The 14,161-nt window shown below is 58.6% G+C and carries 13 protein-coding genes and 1 other annotated feature; of the genes, 3 read left to right on the forward strand and 10 right to left on the reverse strand.

The window, feature by feature from the left end; genetic code table 11:
* Positions 1-9 precede the first annotated feature (9 nt).
* The 4 genes from BJP61_RS10130 to BJP61_RS10145 form a co-directional block, all read right to left on the reverse strand.
* Positions 10-2,199 carry a TonB-dependent siderophore receptor gene (locus tag BJP61_RS10130; protein ID WP_171998235.1) on the reverse strand — a complete coding sequence of 730 codons (2,190 nt, stop codon included), beginning with the start codon at positions 2,197-2,199 and terminating at the stop codon, positions 10-12.
* Positions 2,200-2,439: 240 nt separating this feature from the next.
* Positions 2,440-2,976 carry a septation protein A gene (locus BJP61_RS10135; RefSeq protein ID WP_038862586.1) on the reverse strand — a complete coding sequence of 179 codons (537 nt, stop codon included), beginning with the start codon at positions 2,974-2,976 and terminating at the stop codon, positions 2,440-2,442.
* Positions 2,977-3,029: 53 nt separating this feature from the next.
* Complete coding sequence (locus BJP61_RS10140; protein WP_161580222.1) at positions 3,030-3,773, reverse strand: YciC family protein; 744 nt, start codon at positions 3,771-3,773, stop codon at positions 3,030-3,032.
* A 24-nt stretch (positions 3,774-3,797) separates the two neighbouring features.
* Entirely contained in the window at positions 3,798-4,205 is a 408-nt protein-coding gene (locus tag BJP61_RS10145; RefSeq protein ID WP_038862590.1) for a YkgJ family cysteine cluster protein, read from the reverse strand.
* A gap of 282 nt (positions 4,206-4,487) precedes the next feature.
* Between BJP61_RS10145 and ompW the strand changes: the two genes are divergently transcribed.
* Positions 4,488-5,120: an outer membrane protein OmpW gene (ompW, locus tag BJP61_RS10150; RefSeq protein WP_038862591.1), complete on the forward strand. Its 633-nt coding sequence runs from the start codon at positions 4,488-4,490 to the stop codon at positions 5,118-5,120.
* Between the two features lie 139 nt (positions 5,121-5,259).
* Here ompW and BJP61_RS21700 read toward each other — a convergent pair whose 3' ends face one another.
* The 6 genes from BJP61_RS21700 to BJP61_RS10175 form a co-directional block, all read right to left on the reverse strand.
* Complete coding sequence (locus tag BJP61_RS21700; protein WP_255485526.1) at positions 5,260-5,388, reverse strand: hypothetical protein; 129 nt, start codon at positions 5,386-5,388, stop codon at positions 5,260-5,262.
* Between the two features lie 403 nt (positions 5,389-5,791).
* Positions 5,792-6,601, reverse strand: a complete 810-nt coding sequence (trpA, locus tag BJP61_RS10155) for a tryptophan synthase subunit alpha (RefSeq protein WP_038862594.1) — start codon at positions 6,599-6,601, stop codon at positions 5,792-5,794.
* Complete coding sequence (gene trpB / locus BJP61_RS10160) at positions 6,601-7,794, reverse strand: tryptophan synthase subunit beta (protein ID WP_038862598.1); 1,194 nt, start codon at positions 7,792-7,794, stop codon at positions 6,601-6,603. Before trpB ends, trpA begins: the two co-directional genes overlap by 1 nt.
* Before the next feature lie 12 nt (positions 7,795-7,806).
* The gene (gene trpCF / locus BJP61_RS10165; protein WP_171998236.1) at positions 7,807-9,165 is read right to left on the reverse strand and encodes a bifunctional indole-3-glycerol-phosphate synthase TrpC/phosphoribosylanthranilate isomerase TrpF; all 1,359 of its coding nucleotides are present in this window, start codon (positions 9,163-9,165) and stop codon (positions 7,807-7,809) included.
* A 3-nt stretch (positions 9,166-9,168) separates the two neighbouring features.
* A complete protein-coding gene (gene trpD, locus BJP61_RS10170) occupies positions 9,169-10,764 on the reverse strand; it encodes a bifunctional anthranilate synthase glutamate amidotransferase component TrpG/anthranilate phosphoribosyltransferase TrpD (protein WP_075193070.1) in 1,596 nt (531 codons plus the stop codon).
* Positions 10,764-12,326, reverse strand: coding sequence for an anthranilate synthase component 1 (locus BJP61_RS10175; protein ID WP_075193087.1), 1,563 nt, complete (start codon positions 12,324-12,326; stop codon positions 10,764-10,766). The genes trpD and BJP61_RS10175 overlap by 1 nt, the downstream gene beginning before the upstream one ends.
* Positions 12,327-12,350: 24 nt before the next feature.
* Positions 12,351-12,443, reverse strand: a sequence feature (Trp leader region).
* 160 nt (positions 12,444-12,603) lie between these two features.
* On the opposite strand from BJP61_RS10175, the gene BJP61_RS10180 reads away from it, so the two are divergent.
* Positions 12,604-13,482 (forward strand): PHP domain-containing protein, encoded by an 879-nt coding sequence (locus BJP61_RS10180; protein WP_171998237.1) that lies wholly within the window; start codon positions 12,604-12,606, stop codon positions 13,480-13,482.
* Complete coding sequence (locus BJP61_RS10185; protein WP_007723912.1) at positions 13,479-14,099, forward strand: L-threonylcarbamoyladenylate synthase; 621 nt, start codon at positions 13,479-13,481, stop codon at positions 14,097-14,099. Before BJP61_RS10180 ends, BJP61_RS10185 begins: the two co-directional genes overlap by 4 nt.
* Positions 14,100-14,161: the final 62 nt, after the last annotated feature.

Genomic DNA, 14,161 nt, shown 5'->3' on the forward strand with positions numbered 1-14,161 from the left:
CGTTACCTTTCAGAAGGTCATCGTGACGCCCGCGTAGTAGGCGCGGCCCGGTTCGTTGTATGTGGAAGCGCCTTCGTTTTCACGATACAGCGTTTTATCGAACAGGTTGCTGACGCCGCCGTTCAGACGCAGATTTTTGGTCAGCGAATAGTTCACGCCCACGCCGACAATGGAGTACGCGCCAACTTCCTTGTGGGAAAGGTTGCCGCCATCCTCAAGGCGAATTTCTGCCGCCTGACGCGGCTTCTGACGGCCATAGAACGTCCAGTTGAGATTAGTGGAAAGTTTGTCGTTCACCTGCCAGTCGAGCATAGTGTTGACGGTATATTTCGGGATAACCGACAGCGGATTGCCGTTCTTTTTGGTTTCCGATTTGATCATATAAGTGGCGTTGGTGCGCCAGTTCAGCGCATCTTTCAGCACCGGAATAGTCAGATTGCCTTCGAGGCCTTCCACTACGGCTTTACCGCCGTTTTCCCAGCGAAGGATATTGTTGCCATTGGATGCGTAGCCAATCACCTTGTCGCCTGAGACTATCTTGTTCTGGTAGTCGTTACGGAACCAGGTGATCCCTGCGTCAAAACCCTCTTTGGTGAATTCCAGACCGATCTCTTTGTTGATGCTGATTTCCGGCTTCAGATCTTCATTGCCGAGCAGATAGCAGCTGCCGCTCACGCCAATCGGACAGCCGTTGCCGCGCGTGGAGAGCAGGTAGCCTTTGCTCGACTGATAGAGGTTTGGCGCTTTAAACGCGCGGGCGATACCAGCCTTCAGCTTCACGTTATCGCCCAGCTCCTGGGAGAGGTTGAGGCTTGGGCTCCAGTTGCCGCCGAACTGGTTATGGTGGTCGTAACGCAGCCCGGGGATGACGACGGTACCGGGCAGGACATCGATATTGTCTTCAAAATAGACGGCACCGAGGGTCGCGCTGTTTTTACTGCTGCGCGAGGACGCGTCGCCGGAAACGTCGCCAATTGTGGTGTTATTGACGTTGGTCGCCTGCATGGATGCCGGGTCGTTGAGCTCTTCACGATCCCATTCCGCACCCAGCGTCATGGTCTGATCCACCAGCAGACTCAGCGGCACGTTGATTTCGCTGCTGGCGCGATAGTTTTCGAGCCGGCTGGTGCTGTATTTCTCATCGGTGATCATGCCTTCGACGCGGCCCGTCGTCCCTTCCTGAAGACGCGTATTGTTGGTTTTTTCGTAATAGAAGCCGGTTTTCGACTGGCCCCAGTCCCAGATGCCGTTATGAGTAATGCCGTAGCTCTGGCGATACATGCGGTTGGTTTCGTGGCCGTAGAGCGAGGGAACAAGCCCGTTGGGGCTGACATTGCTGTTACTGTTCTGGGTGTCGCCCGCATAGATGTTGCCCTGGCGGCTGTAGCCGTATTCAAAATCCAGGATCTGCTCCGGCGTTATCTTCCAGGAAACCACGCTGTTGATATCTTTATTGCGCACCCCTTCGCGCCCGGCGGCGTAAGAGCCATTCTGCGCAGTGTTGATGTCGTAATCGTCGGCATCGGTTTTGTTCAGATTGCCGTAAAGGCGCATGGTCAGCGCGTCGCCTGCCAGTGGGCCGCTCAGGCTGAAGTTGGCGCGTCGGGTAGCGCCTTCTTTGTCATTTTCAGGCTGGTTGGTGAAAAGTGAGAGCGAGCCGTGCCAGTCGTTGGTAGGGCGTTTGGTGATGATATTTACCACGCCGCCTGCCGCGCCGCTGCCGTAACGCGCCGCCGCAGGGCCGCGCAGCACTTCGATGCGCTCCACCATCTCGGCAGGCACCCAGTTGGTGTCGCCTCGTGTATCGCGCTCACCACGCCAGCTGTAGCGCACGGCGTTACGTGAGGTAACCGGGACACCATCGACCAGAATTAATGTGTTTTCCGGGCCCATGCCGCGAATGTCAATCTGGCGGTTATTGCCGCGGCTGCCGCTGGCGCTGTTGCCGGTCAGGTTAACGCCGGGCATTTTGCGAATAATGTCTGAAAGGTCGTTGACCGGCGGGTCTTTTTCGATGTCATCCGCGGTAATAACAGAAACGCCGGGCTGCTGCTTCAGCGCCTGCTCTGCGGTGGCCTGAACGACCATTACATCGCCGTCGTCCACATCCGCCGCCTGCGCGGCCCAGGCTCCGCTCCCGAGAAGTGAGGCCACCGCCAGCGCCAGTGGCTTGCGAATGTCATGCTTTTTTTCAAACATTATCAATTATTCCATTTTGTGTAGAAATGTTATCGCAAAACGGCATGATAATGATAACAATTATCATTACAACAGGTTGAGGGGAATCTCCATGATTTCTCCACATTTGCTCTAAATGTGTGCGCGTAATAAAGAAGCGCATAGTGAAAACAGGAAGATAGCCAGTCTGGAAAAACGCGCATAAAAAAGCCCCCGGGGAATGACCGCGGGGGCGTTGCATATTTGGCGTACCGGGAAGCGTTATTTTTCTTCCTGCGGCATGTGACGGTAGATGTAAACGCCGCTCAGCAGGGTGAATACCAGCGTCAGGCCCGGAATGCCAAACACTTTAAAATTCATCCAAACCGCCTCCGGCAGCCAGAAGGCGACATAGATATTCAACAGGCCGCAGAAGATGAAAAACATCGCCCAGGCGAGGTTTAGGCGCGACCACGCCTGCGCGGGCAGGGTTATCTCTTTACCCAACATGCTCTGGATCAGCGGCTTTTTCATCACCCACTGCCCAATCAGCAGCGCACCCGCAAACAGGGCGTAAATAATGGTCACTTTCCACTTAATAAACTCCGCATTGTGGAAATAGATAGTCAGCCCGCCGAATACCGCGACCAGCACGAAGGTCACCAGCGTCATTTTTTCGACCTTGCGGTATTTATACCAGCTGTAGATAACCGCCAGCGCAGTGGCGACGATCAGCGCCGCGGTCGCCCAGAAAATGTCATGCAATTTATAGACGACAAAAAAAACAATCAGCGGCAAAAAATCGAGTAACTGCTTCATACATCGGTTCCATCAGAAGGCCCACGTGCGACCACCGCCCGTGGGCAAAAGGGTCATTCCCGGATAAGCATATATAACCGGAATAAATAAATGAGCAGCAGCGCCGTCAGCAGGTTGCTGAGAGTGCCGGCAACCACCGCGCCGATTTGCGGCGTCAGCGCGGCAAAGGCAGGCGTAAACAGCAGCAGGGCGGTACGGGCCAGCAACCACAGCAGCACCGCAGGCGCCACCAGGCGCATATTGCGCCACGCAAGCCGCATACTGCTGCGCATCGAGCCGAAAATGCCCGCTTTATCCTGCGCCATCATCACTGGCGCCAGCGACAGTAAAATCGCAAGGATCACGCCCGGCACCACCACCAGCATAATACCCATCTGCACCAGAAAGGTGGTCAGGAAGATCAGGATGAATAAGCGAGGCAGCAGCGGTGCGGCGGCGCCAATCGCGCGCAGCGCGCTGACGCTCTGTCCGGCGGAGACCGCCTGAATCAGCAGCAGAACGCCGCCCACCAGCAGTGTATTGCCGAACATGCCGGAAAACGTCGAGGCAGCGGAGGCTTTCAGCAGCACCTGCTGCTGTTCCGGCGTCATATTTTGCACCAGCTCAAACAGGCTGGCACTGTTGCTCAGCGCATCACCCTCGCTCAGCATTGCCAGTTGATCCGCGTCCGGCGTGAAGGCGCGACCGAGGATCATAGAAATAAAGGCGCAAAGCAGCGCAATCAGCAGGATGGTCACCAGCTGATTGCGGAAAAAATTACCCGTGTCACGGTAAACGGATTTTGCCGTGATAGACATGCACTCTCCTTGGGTTGGCAGATGTTATTCCGCCGGCAATTGTACCCTGGATGATGGCGCAGTGGCAGCGCTGTAAAGGGGCGCTACAGGTAAGGAATTGTCAGGAAGCGGGGGCAGGCCATAGCGGGCGCGGGCGCGATTACACGCCTCGTTCACCACACCGCCTTCGCCGGACATCGCAAATTCCCGACACGGCGACGGCCGGTTTTCATAAATTGTGCAGCGTACCGCCTCGCCGGGCGTGCCTTCCAGCGCCACGCAGCGGCTCTGTTTCTGGTTGGTGCCGCTCATGCAGCGCAAAAAGGGGGTGAGCGGCTCGGTAAGGGAAGCCGGGACAAGACCGCCGGCGTCATCCGCCTCGGCCCAGTAGAAAGAGACACGAAAATAAGCACAACAGGCTCCGCACGTCATGCACGGGTTGAGATCGCTCATCATTCACCTGCAACTAAACAACGCATCGTTTCAATATTGTGAAGACGTTAAATTATCCACCCCCGTGACGACTTTCAAGAGGGAGGATGGGGAATATTTTTGACGTTCAGAACGGCGAAAATTGACCTGAAATCAAATTCATCGAAGCCGTAAGATGAGCGGAAATTAATTCAGATCAATGAATGTTAAATTAGCTGGCCGAATGTGATCTGTGTTGGATCACTTCTTAACGCGTAGTGAGTATATTCACCCCGCAAATAAAACCTCAGAAGGGAAACGGGAATGAAAAAACTTATCGTGGCGATGGCGGTAGCGGGTTGTTTTTCGGGTATGGCTTCAGCGCATGAAGCGGGGGATTTCTTTATGCGCGCCGGTACGGCGACCGTGCGTCCGTCAGAGGGGTCTGACAACGTGCTGGGCATGGGCGGCTTTAAGGTAAATAACAACACTCAGCTCGGCCTGACCTTCACGTATATGGCGACCGACAATATCGGCGTGGAGCTGCTGGCGGCGACGCCATTTCGTCATAAAGTCGGTCTGGGCCCGACCGGCGATCTTGCGACCGTGCATCAATTGCCGCCAACCCTCATGGCGCAGTGGTATTTCGGCGATTCGCAAAGCAAGCTGCGCCCTTATATCGGTGCAGGCATCAACTACACCACGTTCTTTGATGAAGATTTTAACGATACCGGTAAAAAAAGCGGTCTGAGCGATCTGAGCGTTGACGACTCCTGGGGAGCCGCCGGTCAGGTGGGGCTGGATTACATGGTGAACAAAGACTGGCTGATTAACATGTCTGTCTGGTACATGGACATCGACACCACCGTCAAATTCAAAGCGGGCGGTCAGCAACAGAATATCGATACCCGCCTCGACCCGTGGGTGTTCATGTTCTCGGCGGGCTATCGCTTCTGATACCGCGCGCCTTCGAGATGCGCTTTCGCCAATAAAAAAACCAACCTCAAGGGGTTGGTTTTTTTATTGCCGCTGGCTGAATGGATAAACCGGTCTGGCGTGCGTCGCCGCTGTCAATATTATCAGCCTCTGCGGCCTCTCAGTGGAATGCGCTGGCGGCAGCCTGACGCATAATGCGGTTAGCTTCATCCCATTTGCGGGCGTTTCGTTTGGTTAACGCTTCACGTGCTGCACGGCGAGCTTTATTCATCATATGCTGGTTAATCATCTTCACCTCCACCCTTTCCCGTAATCCAGCCAGACGGTTCCGGCTGCGATTGCGCGTTACGTTTTCACGCGGTTTATGGTCTGAAGTCAGTTGCCACGCTTTCCGCCGGTCATCCTGCCGGGGCGGCTTCTGTGCCGTAGTGGGTGGCTCCAACAACGCTCTGGTCACCGAAACCTGCCGTCTCCTACGCGGCGGGCGGGCAAACGTGCTGCGTTTGCTGCCGGGCTTCGTTGTCATGAGAATAAGTTTTGGTCAGGAATGCGACGCGTGCCTTAAGATTTTGCTCAAAAACCGATCGTGTCGCTGGACTCGCATGAAAATTTGTGAATGAAAAGCGGGATGTCCCTGATATTGGGGGAAATTAAAAAGCGCGATCGCTCGCGCTTTTTTTTAACGCAAGGGGTTATGCGGGTAAACTACCGGCTTTCAGATCGCGAACAAATGTTTTCAGCGCGTCCAGCATGGCGGCACGATCGTTGAGGTTATTCTCAATGATCTTCACGATCGCCGAGCCGGAGATAGCGCCTGCGGCTCCGGCCTCGATAGCGGCTTTCACCTGCGCAGGCTCGGAGATCCCGAAGCCCTGTAATGGCGGCGCGGCGTGGTACTCGGTGAGTTTCGCAATCAGATGATTCAGCGGCAGCGCGGCGCGATTTTCGGCGCCTGTCACGCCCGCGCGCGACAGCAAATAGGTGTAGCCACGTCCATAAGAGGCAATCTGGCGCAGCAGATCGTCATCCGCGTTTGGCGGGCAGATAAAAATTGGCGCGACGTTGTGGCGCATCGCGGCCTGGCGAAACGGCGCCGATTCTTCTACCGGCACGTCGGCCACCAGCACGGAATCGACACCCACCGCCGCACAGCGGGCGTAGAACTCATCAATGCCGCGACTGAATACCAGGTTAGCGTACATCAGAAGCCCTATGGGCAGATCCGGGTATTTCTGGCGCACCGCCGCCAGCATTTCGAAACACTGATCGGGCGTGGTGCCTGAGGCGAACGCGCGCAGCGTCGCGCTCTGAATGGTGGGGCCGTCTGCCAGCGGATCGGAGAACGGAATACCGAGCTCCAGCGCGTCGGCGCCGCCTTCCACCAGCGCGTCGATAATCTGCAGCGACTGCTCCGGCGACGGGTCGCCCAGGGTCACAAAGGGAACAAACGCGCCTTCCTTACGGGCTGTCAGGCGGTCAAACAGCTGCTGATAACGCTCCATTACATTTCCCCTCGTGCTTTGAAAATATCGTGAACGGTGAAGATATCTTTATCGCCGCGCCCGGAGAGGTTGACGACCAGCAACTGCTCTTTTTCCGGGTCAGCGCGCATCATTTTCAGCGCGTGGGCGAGGGCGTGCGACGACTCCAGCGCCGGGATAATCCCTTCCTGACGGCACAGCGTCTTGAACGCTTCCAGCGCCTCATCATCGGTAATCGACACATATTCCGCGCGTCCGGTGCTGTTGAGGTACGCATGCTGCGGGCCGACGGACGGGAAATCGAGACCGGCGGAGATCGAGTAAGACTCTTCAATCTGGCCATCGTCGGTCTGCATCATCGGCGCCTTCATGCCGAAATAGATCCCCACGCGCCCGTGCTTGAGCGGCGCGCCGTGCTCGCCGGTTTCGATACCGTGACCGGCAGGCTCGACGCCAATCAGGCCCACGTTAGTGTCGTTAATAAAGTCAGCGAACATGCCGATGGCGTTGGAGCCGCCGCCGACGCAGGCGATCACGGCATCCGGCAGGCGGCCTTCTTTTTCCATGATCTGCGCGCGCGTCTCTTCGCCGATCATGCGCTGGAATTCGCGCACGATGGTCGGGAACGGATGCGGGCCTGCGGCGGTGCCGAGCATATAATGCGCGCGGTCATAGCTGCCAGACCAGTCGCGCAGCGCCTCGTTGCACGCGTCTTTCAGCGTCGCGGAGCCGCTGTAGACCGGGATCACTTCGGCGCCCATCAGCTTCATGCGAAACACGTTCGGCGACTGGCGCTCCACATCTTTCGCGCCCATATAAATGCGACACTTCAGGCCGAGCAGGGCGCTTGCCAGCGCTGACGCCACGCCATGCTGACCCGCGCCGGTTTCGGCGATAATTTCGGTTTTACCCATGCGTTTGGCCAGTAACGCCTGGCCAAGTACCTGGTTGGTTTTATGCGCGCCGCCGTGCAGCAGGTCTTCACGCTTGAGATACAGCGTGGTGCGGGTGCCTTCGGTAAGGTTCTGACATTTGGTCAGCGCTGTCGGGCGACCGGCGTAGTTTTTCAGCAAGTCGGTAAACTGCGCCTGGAATTCCGCGTCGCTCTGGGCGCTGACAAACGCCTCTTCCAGCTGGCGCAGCGCGGGCATCAGGATCTGCGGCACATACATGCCGCCGAATTCGCCAAAATAGGGGTTTAACAGTGTGCTCATCGTCATCTTCCTTTAGTAAGCCCGCAGGGTTCTGAATACCGCCGCCAGCTTGTCGCTGTCTTTGATGCCCGGCGCGCTCTCCACCCCGGAGTTGAAATCGAGTCCCGCGCAGCCGAGCTGTGCGGCCTGCACGCAATTATCCGCGCCAAGTCCGCCCGCCAGCATTACATTATCAAGCGGTTGCCCTTCGAGCAGCGACCAGTCGAAACGCGCACCGCTGCCGCCCTGACCGTTGTCCAGCACGTAACGGTCGACGTATTGCAGATTGCGGGCCGGGAGCGCGTGGCTGACGCTTTGCGCTTTCCAGATAGCCGTTGTTTCCGGCAGGCTGGCGCGCAGTGCGCTGATATAGGTTTGATCTTCATCGCCGTGAAGCTGTACGGCGCTAAGTGCGAGCTGCCGCGCTTTTGTTACCACATCATCCAGCGGCGCGTCGCGGAAAACGCCGACATAGCGCAGCGGGGCTGCGTCAATCACCGCGCGAGCCTGGTCATCGGTAATGGCGCGTGGCGAGGAGGCCACAAAAATCAGCCCGCCGAACACCGCGCCCGCCTCCCAGGCGCTCTGCGCGTCCTGTGCACGGGTCAGCCCGCAAACTTTGTTTTCGCCCAGCAGCACCTGGCGCACCGCGGTTTCCAAATCGTCATGCTCCATCAGCGCCGAGCCTATCAGGAAACCATTGGCGAAACGGCTCAGCTCGCGGACCTGGCCGTAAGTATGAATACCGGACTCGCTGATCACCGTCACGCCATGACCCAAACGCGGCGCCAGTTCACGGGTGCGGTTTAAGTCGATAGAAAGGTCGCGCAGGTCGCGGTTGTTAATGCCGACCACTTTCGCCTCAAGGCGAATGGCGCGCTCCAGCTCCTCTTCATTACTCACTTCAGTCAGAACGCCCATGCTCAGGCTGTGTGCCACAGCCGCAAGCTGGCGATACTGGTCGTCGTCCAGCACCGAGAGCATCAGCAGGCAGGCGTCCGCCTGATAAAAGCGCGCCAGATAAATCTGGTACGGGTCGATAATAAAATCTTTGCACAACACCGGCTGCGGGGCGATCGCGCTGACCAGGGGCAGGAAGTCAAAGCTGCCCTGAAAATATTTCTCGTCGGTCAGGACGGAAATCGCTGAGGCGTGATGCTTGTAGACGGCCGCGATGCGCGCCGGGTCAAAGTCGGCGCGGATCACGCCTTTTGACGGAGAGGCTTTTTTACACTCCAGGATAAAAGCGGTGCGGGCGCCCTGCAGCGCGTCATAAAAACGGCGCGTGCTCGGTACGACATCATTCTGAAAGCTCGCCAGCGGCTGTTGTGCCTTGCGGGCTTCCACCCAGAGCGCTTTATCAGCGACGATTTTCGCTAAAACGGTTTCCATCTCTTATCCTCTTGCTGCCAGTGCGGTAACGCGGTCATAAGGGGCGCCGCTGCGCAGTACCTCAAGCACTTTACGTGCGTTGGCCTGTAAATCCTCTTCGCCGTGCAGACGCATCAGCATGGCGACGTTGGCGGCCACGGCGGCTTCGTGCGCGCGCTCGCCTTTACCTTGTAACAGGCGGCTGAGAATGTCACGGTTTTCTTCCGGCGTGCCGCCCGCAAGCTCTGCCTGCTCATAAGGCTCAAGGCCAAAATCGGCGGCGGTAAGCTGATAGCTGTGGATCTCGCCATCGCGCAGCTCCGCGACCTGCGTCGGCGCGTGCAGCGACACTTCATCCATCCCGCCGCTGTGCACCACCGCCGCGCGCTGATAGCCCAGCACACGCAGGGTTTCGGCGATGGGCAGCACCAGCTCCGGGCTGTAGACGCCAATCAGCGCCAGCGGCGGATGCGCCGGGTTAATCAGCGGCCCGAGCACGTTAAACAGCGTGCGGGTTTTGAGCTGCTGGCGCACTGGCATAGCGTGACGAAAGCCGGTGTGGTATTTCGGCGCGAACAGAAAGCAGACGCCCAGCTCATCCAGCGCCTGGCGCGAGGCCTCGGCTTTCATCTCCAGATTAATGCCGAACGCGGCCAGCAGATCCGACGAGCCGGAACGGCTGGAGACGCTGCGGTTGCCGTGTTTTGCTACTTTCAGGCCCACCGCGGCCGCCACAAACGCGCTGGCGGTAGAGATATTAATGCTGTTACTGCCGTCGCCGCCGGTGCCGACGATATCGGCAAACGCGTAATCCGGGCGCGGGAACGGCGCGGCGTTTTCCAGCAGCGCGCTGGCGGCGCCGGCGATTTCCACCGGATGCTCGCCGCGCACTTTCATGCTCACCAGCGCGGCGGCCAGCTGTTCGGGTTTCAGCTCGCCGCGGACCACGGCGCTGAACAGCTGATGGCTCTCTTCACGGCTCAACACCTCGGCCTGATAGAGTTTTTCCAGAATCGGCTGAACGCTGTTTTGCTGCTCGGCGCGGGTCAGCGCCCAGGCGAGCGTCTGCTCCAGCAGGCGGGCGCCCTGGGTGGTGAGAATCGACTCCGGGTGAAACTGAAAGCCGCAGACGCGGTCGGCGTCGTGACGCACCGCCATCACCATGCCGTTGAACTGCGCATTGACCGTCAGCCCTGCGGGAATATCGCTGCCCACCAGCGAGTGATAGCGCGCCACCGGGAGCGGATTCATCAGCCCGCTGAACATCGCCTGGCCGTCGTGTTCAATGCTCGACGCCTTGCCGTGCAGGATTTCTCCCGCCTGGCCGACATAACCGCCGTAGGCTTCGACGATAGCCTGATGGCCGAGGCAGATGCCGATAATCGGCAGTTTGCCGCGCAGGCGGGTTAACAGCTCCGGCATGCAACCCGCCTCTGACGGCGCGCCAGGGCCGGGGGAGAGCATCAGCACCGGGTTGTGCATGGTGGCGAGACGCTCAATCAGCGTCTGCGCCGGAATATGGTTGCGGTAGATAACCACGTTATGGCCGTTTGCGCGCAGCTGGTCCGCCAGGTTGTATGTAAAAGAGTCGATATTATCGAGCAGCAGAATGTCGGCCATCAGAAAGTCTCCTGTGCGTGATGGGCAGCGGCGATGGCGCGCAGTACCGCGCGGGCTTTGTTACGGGTTTCGTCAGCTTCAGATTGCGGGACAGAGTCAAGCACCACCCCCGCGCCCGCCTGCACCGTGGCGATACCGTTCTCCACCCAGGCGGAGCGAATAACGATGCAGGTGTCGAGATCGCCGTGGCCGGTGAAATAGCCCACCGCGCCGCCGTAGCTGCCGCGACGCTGACCTTCCGCGCCCGCGATAAGCTGCATCGCGCGCACTTTCGGCGCGCCGCTCAGCGTGCCCATATTCATGCAGGCGCGGTAGGCGTGCAGCACGTCGAGATCGCGGCGCAGTTCGCCCACTACGCGGGAGACCAGATGCATCACAAACGAGTAGCGGTCCACTTTGGTTAAATCCGCGACGTAACGGCTGCCCGGCGTACAGATACGCGCCAGATCGTTGCGCGCCAGATCCACCAGCATCAGGTGCTCGGAGAGCTCTTTGTGGTCGGTGCGCATCTCAAGCTCAATGCGGCTGTCGAGATCGCGGTCCAGCGAGCCGTCCGCACGGCGTCCACGCGGGCGGGTGCCGGCAATGGGGTAAATCTCAATCTGGCGCGAGACGCCGTCATATTTCAGCGAGCTTTCCGGCGAGGCGCCGAACAGCGCGAACTCGCTGTCCTGCATGAAAAACATATAGGGGCTCGGGTTGCTCTTTTTCAGCGTGTCGTAGGCCGCGAGCGGCGAGGGGCAGGGCAGGCTGAAGCGGCGCGACGGCACCACCTGGAAAATCTCCCCGGCGCGAATCGCCTTTTGCATCTCACGCACTACCGCGCCGTACTCTTCATCGCTCTGGCTGCATTCGCAGCGCATCTGCGGCACCGTTTCAACCGGCAGCGGCGCGGGCGGCTCCTGCAGTTGCAGCTGAATTTGCGCAAGGCGCTGGCTGAGACGCGCTTTTTCCGCGGCATCTGGCGTAAAGAGGCTCGCCTGAATGCGCGTGGTGCGCGTCTGGTGGTCGATAATCAGCAGGGTTTCGGCGAGGTAAAAACAGTAATCCGGGCAGCTGTTGGTCTGCGTGAGCGGCGGCAAATCCTCAAAACCGGCGACCAGGTCATAGGCGAACAGCCCGCCGAAGAACATCGCCTCGCGCTCGGCGTCCGGCAGGGTGACCAGCGCCTGCAACAGGCGGAACGCGTCGAACACCGACAGCGAACAGAGACGCGCGTCTTCATCCAGCAGCGCGCTTACCGGCGGGAAGCGCAGCGTGCGGCCCTGCGGGCGCGATTCAACGGTAATCGTCTCCGGCAGCGCCTTGTCCAGTAAGGTGAGCAGCGACGTGCCGTTGGCGCTCAGCGCTTCCATCGTGACAGTGTCACCGTTGGCGGTAATGCGCAAGGCGCTGTCGACCAGAAGCAGGCTTTTCAAATCGTCCTTGCTGTCGATATCAGCGGATTCCAGCAGCAGCGTCGCAGGACGCGCGCCGCACAGCTGGTGGAAGACGGCGGTCGGGTTTTCGCGATAAAGGCCGTCGCAGGTGAGCAGTTCGAGTGCCGGTTTGTCTGTTTGCATGGTCTGCATCTCTGTTTTGTGTTCAAAAAAAAGCCCGCGGTGAGCGGGCCTGGTATCTGATTGCTTACGCATACGTGAATACACCGCCCGTGATCAGGAGGTACGCCACCAGCCATGCAGAGAGAAATGATGAGTCATTTGCAGATACCTTCTTTGTGTGAACTTTCGTACTAGTTAACTGGTTCATGGCGAGATTGTCAACACTGATTTTTGATAATTTGCACAAACCGTTATGATGAACAGGACGATATAAAAGACCTTAGCCACTGGAGCCGTTTTGAGCGAACCTGAATTAGCGAATATTTACGACCTGCACAGCCATACCACCGCGTCAGATGGCCTGTTGACGCCGGAGCAACTGGTGCATCGCGCCGTTGAGATGGGCATCCATACGCTGGCTATTACCGATCACGACACTACCGCCGGGCTGCCCGCCGCGCATCAGGAAATCGCCCGCGCCGGGCTGGCGCTGCGGCTTATCGACGGCGTTGAGATCTCCACGCTCTGGGAAAATCATGAAATTCATATCGTCGGCCTGGGTATCGACATCGCGCATCCGGCGATGATCGCGTTTCTGGAAGAGCAGGCCCGGCGGCGTACGCAGCGCGCGGAGAGGATAGCCGAGCGCCTTGAGAAGGCGCGTATCCCGGGGGCGCTGAAGGGCGCACGTCGTCTGGCGGACGGCGGCGTCGTTACGCGCGGGCATTTTGCGCGCTTTCTCATTGAAGACGGGCGCGCCAATAATATGGCAGACGTCTTTAAGCACTATCTGGCGCGCGGGAAAACCGGCTATGTTCCGCCTCAGTGGTGTACAATAGAACAAGCTATTGATGTCATTCATCATTCTGGCGGACAAGCGGTCGTCGCGCATCCGGGGCGTTATCAGCTTAGCGCGAAATGGCTAAAGCGCCTGTTGAGCGCTTTTGCGCAAGCGGGCGGCGACGCGATGGAAGTGGCCCAGTGCCAGCAGGCGCCCAACGAGCGCAACCAGCTGGCGAGCTACGCGGTGCAGTTTGGTCTGCTGGCGTCGCAGGGGTCAGATTTCCATCAGCCGTGCCCGTGGATCGAACTGGGACGCAGGCTGTGGCTACCGGAGGGGTTAACGCCCGTCTGGCACCGCTGGTCGCCGGAATTGAGTAAAGAGGGGGCAGTATGAGTCAGTTTTTCTATATCCATCCCGATAACCCGCAGCCGCGTCTTATCAAACAGGCGGTGGAGATTGTGCGTAAGGGCGGCGTGATTGTTTATCCGACCGATTCCGGCTATGCGCTCGGCTGCAAGCTTGAAGATAAAGGCGCGATGGAGCGCATCTGCCGGATCCGCGATCTGCCGGACGGCCACAACTTTACCCTGATGTGCCGCGACCTTTCGGAGCTTTCTACCTATTCGTATGTCGACAACGTGGCGTTTCGCCTTATCAAAAACAACACGCCGGGCAACTACACGTTTATCCTCAAAGGCACAAAAGAGGTGCCGCGCCGCCTGCTGCAGGAGAAACGTAAAACCATCGGGTTGCGCGTGCCGTCCAACCCGATAGCGCTGGCGCTGCTGGAGGCGCTGGATGAACCGATGCTGTCGACCTCGCTGATGCTGCCAGGCAGCGATTTTACCGAGTCCGATCCGGATGAAATCAAAGACCGTCTTGAAAAGCAGGTCGACCTGATTATTCACGGCGGTTATCTCGGTCAGCAGCCCACCACGGTGGTCGATCTGACTGATGACGCGCCGGTCGTGCTGCGTGAAGGCGTAGGGGACGTTAAGCCTTTCCTGTAAGAGTGCTAACCGCTATACTACGCGACCTAAAATTGGGCGGTATAACATGGGGTGCGGCCAGA

The sequence above is a fragment of the Cronobacter sp. JZ38 genome, assembly GCF_008932145.1.
GTDB classification, from domain to species: Bacteria; Pseudomonadota; Gammaproteobacteria; order Enterobacterales; family Enterobacteriaceae; genus Cronobacter; species Cronobacter muytjensii.